Below are 14,623 nucleotides of genomic sequence, written 5' to 3' on the forward strand. Positions count from 1 at the left end.
GCGGAGCCGCTCGCACCGAAGGCCGGGCGCGCCGGTGGTTGAGCAGCTCGCTCAGGCCGTAGAGCCGCGCCGCGCGGAGGACTCGCCGTACACCCCGGGAGTACGGCGAGTCCTCCGGGGGTCAGGAGGCGGGTTTCTCGTCGGTCCAGCCGGCTTCGAGGATGGTCTGGGAGTGCCACACGGTGCCCGGCGCGAATCCGGCCTGCAGGCCGCCCGGCCGTACGACGACGCTGTCCCTGGCCAGTGCCCGCCCGGTCGCCTCGTCGAAGATCAGGCGGTTCCGCAGGATCCCCTCGCCGCCCTTGGCGTCCGCCTTCGCCCTGACCCGTTCCTCGATGGCGACGGCACTGCCGGTACGGCCCTCCGCGTCGACGACGTCACGGACGACCTCGATGGTCTCCAGATCGGCGAGCATCCGGAAGGCGGCACCGCGCACCTGCGGGGTGACCGGCATGTCGGTGATCAGCCCGACCGTGACGGCTCGTCCCCGGTCGTCCCGACGGTGCCGGAGATCCTGGAGCGGCTGCGCGACGTTCCCGGCGGCGCGGGACTGACCCGGGACGCGCTGACCCGGGCCGCGCTGGGCCGAGACCTCGGGTTGGGGGCCAGGCAGTCGCCGACCCAGGGGCGCCAGGCCTCGGGCGACGTCCCTGCGGGTCGCCTGGTAGCCCACCGGCGTCCGAGACGCTCCCGGGGCGGCGGGGTCCCAGGCCGCCGCCCCGGGAGCGGGTGCGGCTCAGGCCACGTCCGAGCTCAGATCGCCGTCGAAGACCTTGTCCAGGAAGCCCTCCAGGTTGACGACGGCTCGCATGATCCGTTCCTCGTTGCCGAGCGTCTCGAACCGCACGCCGAGCTCGGTCTTCTTCTTGTCCCGCACGTAGAGGGAGCAGGCCAGGTCGGCGCACATGTAGGTGCCGACCGTGTTGCCCTGGCGGCCCGCGGCGCCGACCCTGGGTGCGACGAACAGGGAGATCCCGGTGCCGGCGTGGGGTGTCACGCAGATCGAGCAGACCGTGCTCTTGGCGTAGCTCCTGCGCACATCCCGGGTGAGGCGCAGGGTGACGCCGACGAGCTCGCCGCGTCGCTCGGTGACCAGGTAGCCGCGGTCGGGCGCGCCGGGGTCGAGCCAGCCCAGGAAGTCAAGGTCGGCCCAGGGGATCTCCGACAGGCCCCTGGGCAGGTTGATCCTGCGCGCCTCCCCCTTGGAGCAGTTGACGAAGGATCCGCGTATCTCCTTCTCACCGACCGGAATCATGACTCACCTACTGTTGATCGACGCGTCTACTGGGCCCTGCCTGCGCGACCTGTGCCTCCGTCGGGGAGGGACAGGGCTCGGGCGACGCCGGCGAGCAAGCGTCCGGCCCCTGCCGGATCACCGTCTTTCCGGGCATCCAGCGCCGACCACTATCTCAGTGCGACATCAGTGACGTCGAATGCTTTTTCCCTAGATGCCGGTAGATCTACCAGGAGTTTCAGGACGGCGAGGACGCGGACCTGCCCGCGCCGCCACCACCATGCTCCTGGTCGGCGGGCACGCCCTGCTGCCCCTGGGCGTCGACCTGCCGTTCCGGGTGGGGCCCACCCCGGGCCTCCGGTCCGATCCTCTCCGAAGGCCCCTGTTCGCCGTACGGGCACTGCGGGGCGACGGGCGGGGACTTGTCAGCTTTTATCCGCACAGAGCACTACGCTCGGCATATGTCTGACCAGCCGGTATGCCACTGCCTGCTCTGCGTCGAGCAGGAGGTGGAGCTCGACGAGGCCGATCTCGCGATGCTGCGAAGCGTCCGGAACCGGGGGTGGGCGGTTGTCATGATCCCGGAGGACGAGGACGGTCCCGGCTGGGCGTTCACCGTCGGGCTGTGGCACACGCTCCGCTCCCCCGAGGTGGTCATGCTCGGCCTCCGGGTGGACGTGATGGGCAACTGCCTCAACACCCTGGCCGACCAGATCGCCGCCGGACACCACCTGGTCGAGGGCCGGGAGCGGGACGACGTGATCAGGAACTATCCGGTCGTCGCGAAGACCGTGGACACCAGCTGGTACCGGTCGCTGTTCGGCACCGCGCTGCACTTCTACCAGCGGCCCCCGCTGCCCTTCATGGAGATCGTCTGGCCCGACGCCGCGGGCCGCTTCCCCTGGAACGACGGCTGCGCCCCGCGACTCCGGGAGCTCCAGCCCGCGCTCTGGATCCCCAAGGACGACCACGCCCCGGGCCCCTGGACCAAACTTCCCTGACGGAACCGCGGAGACGCCCCGAGGCCCCTGGCCCACCGTCGCCCTCCAGGGGACGCGCCGGAAATCGTACGACCACGGACCAGGCCGGGCCCTCACCCGCATGGGAACCCGGGTGGACGCGCCGGAAATCGTACGACCGCGAACCAGGCCGAGTCGCCCGCGTGGAACCCGGATGGACGCGCCAGAAGCCGTACGGCCGCGGACCAGGCCGGGCACCTGGCCTCACCCGCGCGGGAAACGCGGGTGAATGCGCTGGAAGTCGTACGGCCGAGGACGGAGATCGCGACTCCTGGAGTACAACGGGTACCTCCCGGTGAGGGACGCGCGGGCGGTGATCGCGCCGGAAGCATGAGCGACATGGAGACGCTCGATCTCGCCCGCCTGCAGTTCGCCGTGACCTCGGGGGCACACTTCCTGTTCGTGGCCCTCACCCTCGGCCTGGCCACGCTGCTGGCGATCACGCAGACCCGGGCGACGCTGACGCGCTCCGAGGTGCACCTGCGGATGACCCGGTTCTGGGGACGGCTGTATGTGATCAACTACGCGATGGGCATCCTCACCGGGCTGGTGATGGAGTTCCAGCTCGGGATGGCCTGGAGCGGGCTGACGCACTTCGCGGGGAACGTGTTCGGCGCCTCCCTGGCGATGGAGACCCTCGTCGCCTTCTTCATCGAGTCGACGTTCCTGGGCCTGTGGATCTTCGGCTGGGACCGGCTGAACCGCTGGGCGCACCTGGCCGTGATCTGGGTGGTCACGCTCACCGCCTACGCCTCGGCGTACTGGGTCCTCGTCGCCAACGGCTTTCTACAGAACCCGGTCGGCGCCGAGGTCGTGGACGGGGCGCTGCGGCTCACCGACGCGGCGGCGGTGCTCACCAACCCCGAGGCGCTCCTCGCGTTCGCCCACATCCTCTCCGGTGCCCTGGTGACCGCCGGGTTCTTCCTCGCCGGGGTGAGCGCCTACCACCTGCGCCGCGGGACGGCCGAGCAGGAGTTCTTCCGCAGGTCCCTGCGGATCGGCGTGTTCACCACGCTGCCCGCGCTGCTGGCCAACGCCGCGTTCGGCGGCGTGCAGTTCCCTGCCCTCCAGCCGATGAAGAGAGCCGTCTTCGGCGGGCGGGAGGCGGAGATCGATCGGTTGCAGGCCGAGATGGTCACCGCCTACGGTCCGGGGGACTACATCCCGCCCGTCGCGGCGACACGGGTCGGCGCCATCGTCATGCTGGCTGTCTTCACGGTGCTGCTGCTCGTGTCGATGCTGAGCGTCCTGCTCGCCTCGTTCCGCCGGATGATCCTGGGGTCGCGGGCCTGGCACGTGCTGCTGATCGCGATGATCCCGCTGCCGTTCGTCTCCATGATCGCCGGCTGGGTGTTCAGGGAGGTGGGCCGCCAGCCCTGGATGGTGAACGGCCTGCTGAAAACCGAGGACGCGCTGAGCGACCTGTCCCCGGGCACGATCTGGTTCTCGCTGGTCGCCTTCATCGCGCTCTCCGTCCTGCTGATGGCCGTCAACACCTGGATCCTGGCGCGCAGCGCCCGCCAGGGCCCCGAGGCGCCCGCCACCGGCACCGCCCCGGCTGAACCGCTCCCGGTCCTGGCCTTCTGACAGATCTCGGTCCTGGCCTTCTAACAGCCCGTTCTCTGGCCCCTCCCGGCCTTCGCAAAGGGACATCGATGTGACTCCTCCGCTCCCTGAAGGGAGCGGCTTCTCGCTAAGCCGCTCGCGCAGCTTCACGAAGGGCAAGCCCTGCCCTGAGAATATTGATCGCCGCGTTCACATCGGCGTGCGCGCTGTGCCCGCATGCCGTACAGGCGAACTCGGCCTGGGTACGGCGGTTCTCCTTCGTGCAATGCCCGCACCGCGAGCAGGTGCGGGAGGTGTGGGCGGGATTCACCGCGATCAGCTCTCGACCGGCGCTTTCAGCCTTGTACGACAGGATCGTCAGGAACACCCCCCACCCCGCGTCCAGGATGCTGCGGTTCAGACCCGACTTCGCCGCACCGCCGTTGGGCAGATACCCACCCTCGCCATCGGGCCTCGGGGCGGCGCGCCTGGTCATGTTCGTGACACGCAGGTCCTCGTGGGCGATCACGTCATAGCCGCCGACCAAGGTCAGTGCGGCTTTGTGCGCCCCGTCCAGACGCCTGCGGCGCACCTGGGCGTGCAGTGCGGCGACGCGGGCCACCTGCTTGCGGCGTCGCGTCGAGCCGCGCTTCTTACGTGCCAGGTCCCGCTGTGCCCTGGCGAGCCGGTCGGCGGAGACGGCCAGGTGCCGCGGGTTGTCCAAAGGGTCGCCGTCGCTGGTGGTGACCAGCGACGCCACCCCCAGGTCGATGCCCACCGCCTTCCCGGTCGCGGGCAACGGCTCGGCGGGCACGTCGTCACACGACAGGATCACATACCAGCGCGAGCCCTCCCGCTTGACACTGATCGTCTTCACTGTGCCGCGTACTGGCCGGTGCCGGTGCACCCGGACGTGGCCGACACCTTGCAGGCGGACGTAGGTGGCGCTGGGGTGTTCGGGCTGGGAGTCCCAGCCGCAGCCGTCGCCGTCCCTGGGCCACTCGACGGTGTCGAACCATCCCTTGCCCTTGAAGCGGGGGAAGCCCGCCTTCCCGCCCGTCTTGAGACGCCGGAAGAAAGCTTGAAACGCCTTGTCCAGGCGGCGCAGGGTGGCCTGCTGAGAGGAGAACGACCACCGGCCCTGCCCACCGGTGTCCTCTGCGCGGATGTCCTTCAACTCCGCCGACTGGTCGCCGTACCTCACACTCACCCCCGCCTTGGCGTAGGCGGTGCGGCGGTGCTCCAGCGCGGCGTTGTACAGGGCGCGGTGGTCGTCCAAACAGGCGGTCAACGCGATCACATGCCCTGCGGTGGGGCGCAACAGGAACTTGTAGGACCTGCGCATCACACCACCACCCTCACTGGAACTCCTGTTCCCACCGTATCGAATGTCGAAAAGAGGCGACGCGGAATGCGCAGACCTGACAGGTCACCACACGCTCGGGCCTGGGCGGCCCTCCCGCTCCCGATTCCCCCGTCGCCTGAAAGCAACGATCCCCTCGGGAGAGTCTGATGGAAATCGCCCTGCTCGCGTTCTTCGCGGTCGGCTACTTCGTCCTCGCGGGCGCGGATCTCGGGGTCGGCATGCTCCTGCCGTATCTCGGCCGCACCCCCGAGGAGCGCGGCCGGGTGCTCGCCTCCATCACCCCGTTCTTCCTGACGAACGAGGTCTGGCTGGTCACGGCGGTGGGCGTAATGGTCGGCGCGTTCCCCGTGCTGGAGGGGGAGATGCTCAGCGGGCTGTACCTGCCGTTCGCCGCGCTGCTGCTCGGCTGGGTCGCCCGTGACGCGGGGATCTGGCTGCGCGGGCAGGTGGATCGGGTCGCCTGGCGGGCCTGGTGTGAGGGCGCAGTGGTCGTGGGCAGCTGGGTGGCGGTGCTGAGCTGGGGGTTCATCCTCGTCGGGATGGGCGACGGGTTCACCGTCGGTCTCGGTGCGCTGGTCGCCGCTCCGCTGGGTGCCGTCCTGTTCGCCGCCCACGGGCTGGCGCTGGCCGGGCTCCGGCTCGAAGGCGCCCCTCGGCAGAGGGCACGGCGGTTCGCCGGACCCTCTGGTGGGCGTACGGTCTACGCTCTGACGTCGGTCGGGATGGCTCTGGCCTGTCTGCTGGCCGGAGCCCGCCTGCCACTGGCGGAGAACCTGGCGGATCCGGCGACGCTCGCCCTGCTCACTCCCTCGATGCTGCTGCTCACTCCCCTGCTGGTGGCGTCACAGGTGTGGCTGTGGTGGCTCTTCGGCCGCGTCCAGGTCAGGCAGTGATCATGAAAGCCAGCCCGAGCAGCACTACTACGGGGATGACCCAGACCACGGCCTCGATTGCGAACTCCTTGTACACGGCGAGCTTCTCCCTTTGATGCATGAAAGCGGTGATGCGCAGCATATGCGCACCTGGAGGCATCCACACACCCGGGTTGGCGGCCTGCCTCAGGCGGGCGAGGAGGCCAGGTAGTGGAAGCTCGGTTTCGGATGCATCAGGAAGTCATGGTGAGAGATGTTCCAGGCGTAGGCGCCCGCCATGGTGAACTCCACCCGGTCACCGGGCCTCAGTGCGACCGGGCGTGGGCGTCGAGCTCGGCCAGGTCGTAGACATAGGCGGGCAGCCGCCCGGCGAGGACCGGCACCGAGGGCCGCGTCGCGGCTGTGGCCGTGGCTGTCACTGCGGCTGCGGCTGCGGCTGCGGCTGCGGCTGCGGCTGTCACTGCGGCCGTGGCTGTGGCTGTCACTGCGGCTGCGATTGTCACTGCGTTCTCTCCGATCTCGACGTGAGCGTGACGGTTGTGACCGGCCCGAGCCCGAGGGCGGGTCGCTTAGAACTCGTCGTACCCGGAGACCTGGCCGATCGAGAAGACGTGCCTGTTCGCGGCGCAGATCGTCTCCAGGACGTGGACGGGCGTGTCCTCGCTGGAGTAACCGGCTCGAAGGACCTGCACGACCCACTCCCCCGGTTCGAGTTCCAGGGTCTCGTACTCGAAGGATGTCGGCGGGCGAGCCGTCAGATCCTCCTCCGCATGACCGAAGGCGTGACCGAGGGCGACCAGTGCCGACTGGAGCGACGGCTTGACGAACTCGGGTTCGGCGATGCGCGTCCTCCCGAACAGGTCCACCCGGAAGTAGCTGGTGGCGATCCGCACCGGAACCTCGTTGGCCGTCATCATCTTCCGGCGGGCGATCACCTCGGCGCCGGGTTCGACGCGCAGGCAGGCCGCCACGTGATCACTCGCCGGCTCCGGGCCGACATAGAGCATTCTGCGGTCCGGCCTGATCCCCTGCCGCTCCGCCTCGACGAGAAAGAGGGACGCGGAGGCGCGCACGGCGGGGTCGGTCGGCAGCGCCCGCCGCACCAGAACCTTTGGCGCGCGGGCCGCCGCCCCCTCGGGGGTGCGGGCCGTCGGCCCCTTCCTCATCTGGGATATACGACCGGGAGAGACGCCCAGGCGTGCCCCGATCTCCTCCAGGCCCATGCCGGAATCACGAGCCTCGGCGATCGCCTGGCGACGCATCTTTGCCGCTTCCTCGACAAGCTCCTGCTCCTCGGTCATGAGACGACCCAGAAGCCGTGCACGCTCAATGGGGTCACTCAGCCCGGAAACATCACGCAGCGTCTTCAGATCCATCGGGGACCGCCTCCTCTCGCTCGACACCGAGTGGAATTTTAGCCCCCCTACAGCAAGAGGATCCGCAGTCGAACCTCTCGCCGGGGCGGGCCGGATTCCAGCGCCCGGCAGCACGGGCGGGAATTCGGGTCGACCTCCCCCAAAATGGCGATGATAACCGAATGTAATATTGCGACTACATCCAAAGGAGGCTGTTGACGATGACAGATGCGAGTGGCGAGGAGCAAGATGTCGTCGCCGAGCGGCTCAGGTTCGGGACGGGCCTCGCCGAGAGCGAGCGTCAGGAGATCATCGAGCGATTGGCCGGGCTGGGGAAGCGACTGCTCTCCTATCCCGGTGACGCGGTGGAACTGCGGCTGAGCGTCAAGGACCGCGACACGCCCCAGCAGCGGGTGACGCTCGAATGCGTGCTCCCGGGGACGGAGCCGCTGGTGGCCGGCTCCGACGAGCAGGATCTGTCCACCGCGCTCGCGGAGGTCCGCGACGAGCTGATCCGCCAGTTGGGCAGGCTCAAGACCAGACGGGACCCGCGCCGCGATCATCCGCACCGGCCCTGAGCCGTGGGTGAGTCGCATGCGCCCGCATTACCCTCTCTTGAAGCATTTATGGGGTAATGCTGACCCGGAGTCGGCTTCCGGGGATCGCAAAGGCTCCGAAGGGCTACGGTGGACAGCGATGACGGCCAGGAGGAGATCATGCGACAGCTGAGGCGCGGCGCGCCCTTCGGCTGGCTGCTGACCCTGCTGCTGCCGCTGCTGGTCTCCGGGGGACTGGGCGGGAGCACCTCCGCCCTCGTACGGGACACCGCGGTCGTCCAGGCCGTCGGCGAGCATCAGCCGCTGTCGCGCCCGCTCCTCGACAGCGTGCAGCGGCATTCCCTCGCCTCCGGCTTCGCCGGCACCGGGACCGGTCTGGGCGGCGGGGGCGGCCACCCGCTCGCGACCCCGCCCGCCGACCTCCGGCACCTGTTCCTCGCCACCGGCCCGCTCACCCGCCCGGCGGGTGACGAGGACACCCACCCGCTCGCGGCCCTGCTCGTCAGGCCGGGGCGCGCACCACCCGCCTCCACAGCCGACTGAAACACCCCGGAACCGCTCCGGGTCTCTTCGCCGTACGCGAAAACGTCTCCGCCACGAGCGGAAGACGTCTTTCCCAGGAAGACATCTTTCCCAGGAAGACATCTTTCCCATGAGCGGAAAACGCCTTCGCCACAGCCGAAAGGCGTTTTCGCCGTACGCGAAGCGTGCCGCCGTACCTGAACGCTCCTTCGGCCTGACCGAGGACAACTCCCCCAGCCTGTGGAGGCTTCCATGTCGCGTGCCTCGCTGGTACGCGCGATAGCGGCGTTCGCCGTCATCGCCACCTCGCTGTACATAGCCCTGACAATGTCGCCGCGCCTCGGTCTCGACCTGCGCGGCGGCACCCAACTCGTCCTGGAGACCCAGGACTCACCGACGGTCAAGGCCGACGCCGCGGCCACCGACCGCACCCTTGAGGTGCTCCGCCGCCGGGCCGACAGCCTGGGCGTGGCGGACGCGCCGCTGGCCCGCTCCGGCGAGCGGCGCATCATCGTGGAACTGCCGGGTGTGCAGGACCCGACCAAGGCCGCCGAGGTCATCGGCAAGACCGCGCAGCTCACCTTCCACCCCGTTCTAGGCGCCCCCGACCCGGGAGCGAAGACCAAGCCTGGCAAGGGAGAGCAGATCCTGCCCGACGATCGCGGCGCCCCGCTGCACATCGGACCGGCCGCCCTCACCGGCGACGGCGTCGGCGGTGCCGAGGCCGGGATCGACGCCCAGCAGGGCGGTGGCTGGTTCGTCACCGTCGACTTCCGCGATCAGGGACGTGCGGCGTGGGCCAAGCTGACCGGCGAGGCGGCCTGTAACCAGCCGGGCGACCCCAAGCGCAGGATCGCCATCGTGCTCGACTCCAAGGTGATCGTCTCGCCCCAGGTGAACGAGGACGTGGGCTGCAAGGTCGGCCTGCCGGGTAACACCACCCAGATCACCGGTGCCTTCACCTCCGAGGAGGCCTCGGACCTGGCCCTGCTGATCAAGGGCGGCTCGCTGCCGGTGCCCGTCGAGATCGTCGAGCAGCGGACCGTCGGCCCGACGCTCGGCGCCGCCGCGATCAAGGCCAGCGCCTGGGCCGCGGTCATCGGCATCGCGCTCACCGCGCTTTTCATCATCGTGATCTACCGGCTGGTGGGCCTTCTCGCCGCCATCGCGCTGGCCTGCTACGCCCTCATCGCGTACGCGGCGCTGGTGGGGCTCGGTGCCACGCTCACCCTGCCGGGTCTGGCGGGCTTCGTGCTGGCCATCGGCATGGCCGTCGACGCCAACGTGCTGGTCTTCGAACGGGCACGTGAGGAGTACGCCGAGACGCCCAACCTCGGCGGCTCGCTGGAGAAGGGCTTCCGTAACGCGTGGAGCGCGGTGGCCGACTCCAACGTCACCACCCTGCTCGCCGCCGGGCTGCTGTTCTTCCTGGCGTCCGGTCCCGTGCGCGGCTTCGGCGTCACGCTGAGCATCGGCGTGATCGCCTCGCTGATCACCGCGATGGTCATCACGCGCGTCCTGGCCCAGTGGGCGGTGAGGTTCAAGGTGGTGTCCGCACGGCCGAAGATGACCGGCCTGGCCGACATCGGGCGCGTCCGCAGCTGGCTGAACACCCGCAAGCCGGACCTGATGAGCCGCCGCGGGCTGTACTTCGCGATCACCGGCCTGCTGGTGGCCGTGTCCATGGCCGGGGTGGCGGTGCGGGGGCTCGACTTCGGCGTGGAGTTCACCGGGGGCAGGCTCGTGGAGTACTCCACGACCACCCCGATGAGCGCCGACACCGCCCGCGAGCTCGTCAGCAAGGCCGGGTACCCCAACGCGGTGGTGCAGGCCTCCGATGACGACATCTCCGTACGGACGGGTCAGATCACTCCCGCCGAGGTGGTGAAGATCGAGAAGGCGCTGGAGAGTGAGGGCGGCCAGGTCACCAAGGAGCGCGACGAGCTCATCGGGCCGAGCCTCGGGGACGAGTTGCGCCGCAACGCGCTGATCGCGCTGGGCGTCGCGCTCGCCGCGCAGCTCGCCTACCTCGCCTTCCGGTTCCGCTGGACGTTCGGCCTGGCGACGGTGGTGGCCCTGGTCGCCGACGCGACGATCGTGATCGGCGCGTTCGCGTGGCTGGGCAAGCCGGTGGACGGGGTGTTCCTGGCCTCGATGCTCACCGTGATCGGCTACTCGGTCAACGACAAGGTCGTGGTCTTCGACCGGGTCCGCGAGATATGGGGTGCGCGGCCGAAGAGCTCGTTCGCCGAGGTGGTCAACACCTCGATCCTGCAGACCGTGCCCCGTACCGTCAACACCGGCCTGGGTGCGCTGTTCATCCTGGCCGCGCTGGCGGTGCTCGGCGGCGACTCGCTGACCGACTTCGCGGTGGCGCTGCTGATCGGGATCATCGTCGGCACGCTCTCCTCCGCGCTGGTCGCGGGGCCGGCGGCGATCGAGCTGGAGAAGCGCAAGCCCGGCGCGCCGCCGCGGCCCAAGCGGAAGGGCCCGGCTCCCGCCCGCCAGGGTTCGGGCGCCGTACTCTGACCCTCACGCTCTGGCCAGGCGGGCACGGCCGGTCTGCTCTGGTCTGAGCGGCAGGGGCAGGGGCAGGGGCAGGGGCAGGGGCAGGGGCAGGGGCAGGGGCAGGGGCAGGGGCAGGGGCGCGTATCGCGTTCCGGCCCGGGTCCGATGGGCGGCTCCTCGCGGGATCCCGCGAGGAGCCGCCCATTTCCGTAGCTTCCCCACTAACCCTACAGAAGATAGGCGCATTTATGCATAAAACTATTTCGATGGGCGATTAAAACCGTAAATTCCCGGAAGGCCGAAGCACCCGGCAGGGCACAACCACTGATGCGAGAGCTTCGAACGTTGAAGCGGAACGGTCACGAACACGGGGAGCAAGTATGAGCCATGCGGTGAAGATGAACCCTCAGGTACAGAAGAGCATCGACATGTGCCTGGAGAGCCACAGCCGTTGCGAGCAGACCATGACCTACTGCCTCACACAGGGGGGTCGGTACGCCGACATGGCACTGATAGGCCCGCTCATGGACTGTGCCGACATGACCCGCCTCTGCGCGGACATGATGATGCGCCAGTCACCGATGGCGAAGGACATGGCCACGATGTGCGCGAAGGCGGCGAACAAATGCGCCGACGCGTGCATGTCCATGGAGAGTGACCCGATGATGAAGGAGTGCGCCGACGCGTGCCGGGCATGGGCCAAGGCGTGCCAGACGATGGCGAACGCGCGAGCCTGAGCCGTCGGCCGGTCCCGAACACCCCTCGCAGAACCACAGGGTCCTCCGAGGGTAGCGACAAAACAAACGAAAGGGGCGTCGCCGATCGCATCGGCGGCGCCCCTGCCCGTGTAGCACCCCCGAGCAGGCTGCCCGTACAACGTCCTGGGCAGGCTGTCCATGCAGTCCCAAGCAGGCTGCCCGTACAACGCCCTGGGCAGGCACGACCCTCCCGGCTCAGCCGACACCTGGAACAGGCGCAATCCCCCGGACTCAGCCGGGAAGGGCGCCCCGAATGCCGCTAGTGTGCTTGCCGTCTGATTTCCCTGCTGCCAAAGGCGGATGCGATCGTGGCGGACGACTACGCGACAACTTTCAAGATCGTCGATGTTGACGGTGACGGCCTCATCTCGGTCTCCGAGCTGACAAGGCTCATGGAGGTGCTCGGTCAGCCGATCACCCCCGAGGGGGCCGCGGCGGCCGTCGCCGGCATCGACGAGGATGGCGACGGCCTCATCTCCCTGGACGAGTTCGCCGGCTATCTCGCCCAGACCCGGGGCTGACCGACCTGACCCGATCGGGGTGCCCGTCCAGGGCCTGAACGAGGCACCCCGATCAGATCCGGCCCCACCACCGCCGACGCCCACCCGCAGACGCCCGACCGGCGCCAGATCTCACCAACGGCCGACCCCGACGGCCGATCCCGGTCGCCGGCCCTGGCCGGACCATCCGTCACCGACGACTTCACCCGGCGGAGTTCAGCGGGCGGAGTTCAGCGGGCTCCCGGGGAATCCGCCCTCCGGAGTAGCGGACGCGCGCCGATGATCTACCCCTGACGGGGCGGCCGCCTTCTCGACGCCCATCGTCGGCCCCGCGGCGTGTTGACTCGCCGTTGACCAGACAATAACTTTGAGTAGTTATTCCAATATCTAGCGTGACGGATATTCGAGGTCGCGCGTGAACCCCGACATTTCGGAACGGACGTCGGACGCGGATCCCCCTCCCGAGTGCGACCTCCGATCTCACGCGCGAAGTCGTCCGGCGTGCCGTCGCATCCCCGCGAAGGGTGACCCGCGGCTCTCGGCTGACCGTCTCGGGGGAAGCGCGGGAAGCGCGCTCACACAGGAAGAGGCAGCGCATTGAGTAGCGCATCCAGCGGACATGCGGGGAGCGCACCGCACGACTCGCGCGGGGCCCGGCATCCGGCGACCGTCATGGCCGAGCAGATGGCCGACGTCTTTCTCGACCTTGGCTACCGCGTCGTCGAGGGGCCCGAGGTCGAGGCCGAGTGGCTCACCCTTGACGCGCTCAACATGGACGACGGCCACCCCGACCGCGCCTTTCACATCGAAGACCCCGCGGAGCCCGGCGAAAGGTCGGGCCTCGTGCTGCGCACGCGCACCTCACCGGCGCAGGTACGGGCGACGCTCGGCACGGCACCTCCGTTCCGCCTGGTCTGCGCGGGCCGCGCCTTCCGTCCCGGCCCGGCCGACGCCATCCACAGCCCGGTGTTCAACCAGGTCGAGGGCCTCGCCGTCGACCTGGGGCTCACCATGGTCGACCTGAAGAAGACCCTCGACCACTTCGCCGCCTCCGTGTTCGGCAGGGGCACGGTGACCCGGCTCCGCACCCACCGGTCCGCCTACACCGACCCGTCGGCGAAGGTGTACGTGGAGTGCGCGGTCTGCCGAGGCGTCCGCCCAGACGTCTCCGGAGATGCCTCCGCGAGCCCGTGCGGGACGTGCGGGACGTGCGGCGGCGAAGGATGGGTCAAGTGGGGCTGGTGCGGCACGGTCCGCCCACGGGTGTTGACCACCTGCGGCGTCGACCCGCACAGGTACGGCGCGTTCGCCTTCGGCATGGGCGTCGAGCGCACCCTGATGCTCCGGCACGGTCTGAAGGACATCCGCGACATCATCGACGGCGACATCCGCTTCCCCCTCGGGATGGACGAGTTCGCCCCCGGCGGCAGGCCCCGGCCCAGTCCACGCCCCCGGAGCACGCCCCCCACGCGGGCCGTACCGGCCGCGCGGGCCGTACCCGATCTGGAGACCATCCCGCTGACGCGAGGCGGTCACGGCAGGAGAGGATCACCGGGACGGGAGGCCGGCGGGGGGCTCAGCCGGTCGCAGAGCCTGCGACGGCGGATCGGGCACGCGCTGGCAGGGGCGGGATACGTCGAGACACCGCGTTTCCCCTTCGTCTGCGCCGCCGCGTGGGACGCCTTCGGCCTGGCGCCCGGCGACCCGCGCCGCACCACGCTGACGCTCACGAACCCGATCAGCCCGCGCGAGCCGTCGCTGCGCACCACGCTCCTCCCCGGGCTGCTGGCCGCGCTGGGCCTCAACCTCGCCCTGGGAAATCACCACCCGGCGCTCTTCGAGCAGGGAGTGGTCTTCGCACCCCTCACGGGCGCCGGCCCCGCGCCCTTCCCCCCGTCGGATCGCCGCCCCGCCGAAGGCCGGCTCGACGCGCTGAACGCCGCTGTCCCCGCCCAGCCCAACCATCTCGCCGCCGCCCTGACCGGCGAGTCGTCGTGGGCCCGTGCCGTCGACGCCGCGCGAACGGCCGCGCACGTCATGGGGGCCGGTCTGGTCACGCGCCCCACCGAGTACGCGCCCTGGCTGCCGGGACGCTGCCTGGAGCTGCTCGTCGGCGAGTCGGTGCTCGGCCACGCGGGTGAGCTGCGCACCGCTACGGTTCAGGCCCTGGGACTGCCACCGGGGACGAGCGTCATGGAGATCGACCTCACCGCGATGGAACACCTCACCGATCACGAAGGCAGGTGACGTCCTCCCCGCCGGGTCGGGCGGCGATCGGCCCGAGAAGGATCAGGAGGCGGGGATTCCACCGCTCACCCCGCCGGCCAGGTCTGCCGGTTCACGGGCCTGGAGCCTGGGGACGACACCCCCTCATCTCATGACAGGGT

General features: G+C 69.7%; 15 protein-coding genes. 9 read left to right on the forward strand and 6 right to left on the reverse strand.

Going from position 1 to position 14,623, the window contains the following annotated elements:
• Positions 1–121: 121 nt before the first annotated feature.
• The 3 genes from OG884_RS12815 to OG884_RS12825 all read right to left on the reverse strand — a co-directional run bounded on the left by OG884_RS12815 (position 122) and on the right by OG884_RS12825 (position 1,676).
• A complete protein-coding gene (locus OG884_RS12815; RefSeq protein ID WP_326645318.1) occupies positions 122–673 on the reverse strand; it encodes a hypothetical protein in 552 nt (183 codons plus the stop codon).
• 63 nt (positions 674–736) lie between these two features.
• Positions 737–1,255: an FBP domain-containing protein gene (locus OG884_RS12820; RefSeq protein WP_326645320.1), complete on the reverse strand. Its 519-nt coding sequence runs from the start codon at positions 1,253–1,255 to the stop codon at positions 737–739.
• 217 nt (positions 1,256–1,472) lie between these two features.
• Positions 1,473–1,676 (reverse strand): hypothetical protein, encoded by a 204-nt coding sequence (locus OG884_RS12825; RefSeq protein ID WP_326645322.1) that lies wholly within the window; start codon positions 1,674–1,676, stop codon positions 1,473–1,475.
• A gap of 19 nt (positions 1,677–1,695) precedes the next feature.
• Between OG884_RS12825 and OG884_RS12830 the strand changes: the two genes are divergently transcribed.
• Together OG884_RS12830 and OG884_RS12835 are read left to right on the forward strand one after the other, a co-directional pair.
• Positions 1,696–2,235, forward strand: a complete 540-nt coding sequence (locus OG884_RS12830) for a DUF4262 domain-containing protein (protein ID WP_326645324.1) — start codon at positions 1,696–1,698, stop codon at positions 2,233–2,235.
• Between the two features lie 357 nt (positions 2,236–2,592).
• Entirely contained in the window at positions 2,593–3,840 is a 1,248-nt protein-coding gene (locus tag OG884_RS12835) for a cytochrome ubiquinol oxidase subunit I (RefSeq protein ID WP_326645326.1), read from the forward strand.
• Positions 3,841–3,946: 106 nt separating this feature from the next.
• Here the strand turns inward: OG884_RS12835 and OG884_RS12840 are convergent, their stop codons facing one another.
• A complete protein-coding gene (locus OG884_RS12840) occupies positions 3,947–5,143 on the reverse strand; it encodes an RNA-guided endonuclease InsQ/TnpB family protein (protein WP_326645328.1) in 1,197 nt (398 codons plus the stop codon).
• A 167-nt stretch (positions 5,144–5,310) separates the two neighbouring features.
• Between OG884_RS12840 and OG884_RS12845 the strand changes: the two genes are divergently transcribed.
• On the forward strand, positions 5,311–6,057 hold the full coding sequence (locus OG884_RS12845) for a cytochrome d ubiquinol oxidase subunit II (RefSeq protein ID WP_326645331.1): 747 nt from the start codon (positions 5,311–5,313) through the stop codon (positions 6,055–6,057).
• Here OG884_RS12845 and OG884_RS12850 read toward each other — a convergent pair.
• Together OG884_RS12850 and OG884_RS12855 are read right to left on the reverse strand one after the other, a co-directional pair.
• Entirely contained in the window at positions 6,047–6,178 is a 132-nt protein-coding gene (locus OG884_RS12850; RefSeq protein WP_326645333.1) for a hypothetical protein, read from the reverse strand. The genes OG884_RS12845 and OG884_RS12850 overlap by 11 nt on opposite strands.
• A 427-nt stretch (positions 6,179–6,605) precedes the next feature.
• Positions 6,606–7,412: a GntR family transcriptional regulator gene (locus OG884_RS12855; RefSeq protein WP_326645335.1), complete on the reverse strand. Its 807-nt coding sequence runs from the start codon at positions 7,410–7,412 to the stop codon at positions 6,606–6,608.
• Positions 7,413–7,612: 200 nt separating this feature from the next.
• On the opposite strand from OG884_RS12855, the gene OG884_RS12860 reads away from it, so the two are divergent.
• The 6 genes from OG884_RS12860 (at position 7,613) to OG884_RS12885 (ending at position 14,483) form a co-directional block, all read left to right on the forward strand.
• Entirely contained in the window at positions 7,613–7,969 is a 357-nt protein-coding gene (locus OG884_RS12860; protein ID WP_326645337.1) for a hypothetical protein, read from the forward strand.
• 138 nt (positions 7,970–8,107) lie between these two features.
• Positions 8,108–8,491, forward strand: a complete 384-nt coding sequence (locus OG884_RS12865) for a hypothetical protein (protein WP_326645339.1) — start codon at positions 8,108–8,110, stop codon at positions 8,489–8,491.
• 231 nt (positions 8,492–8,722) lie between these two features.
• Positions 8,723–10,999 carry a protein translocase subunit SecD gene (gene secD, locus OG884_RS12870; protein WP_326645340.1) on the forward strand — a complete coding sequence of 759 codons (2,277 nt, stop codon included), beginning with the start codon at positions 8,723–8,725 and terminating at the stop codon, positions 10,997–10,999.
• 359 nt (positions 11,000–11,358) lie between these two features.
• A complete protein-coding gene (locus OG884_RS12875; RefSeq protein WP_326645342.1) occupies positions 11,359–11,715 on the forward strand; it encodes a four-helix bundle copper-binding protein in 357 nt (118 codons plus the stop codon).
• Positions 11,716–12,044: 329 nt separating this feature from the next.
• Positions 12,045–12,257, forward strand: coding sequence for an EF-hand domain-containing protein (locus OG884_RS12880; protein WP_326645344.1), 213 nt, complete (start codon positions 12,045–12,047; stop codon positions 12,255–12,257).
• A gap of 576 nt (positions 12,258–12,833) precedes the next feature.
• Positions 12,834–14,483 (forward strand): tRNA ligase subunit PheS family protein, encoded by a 1,650-nt coding sequence (locus OG884_RS12885; RefSeq protein ID WP_326645346.1) that lies wholly within the window; start codon positions 12,834–12,836, stop codon positions 14,481–14,483.
• The last annotated feature ends 140 nt before the right edge of the window (positions 14,484–14,623 follow it).

Source organism: Streptosporangium sp. NBC_01755, assembly GCF_035917995.1.
Classification (GTDB): Bacteria; Actinomycetota; Actinomycetes; order Streptosporangiales; family Streptosporangiaceae; genus Streptosporangium.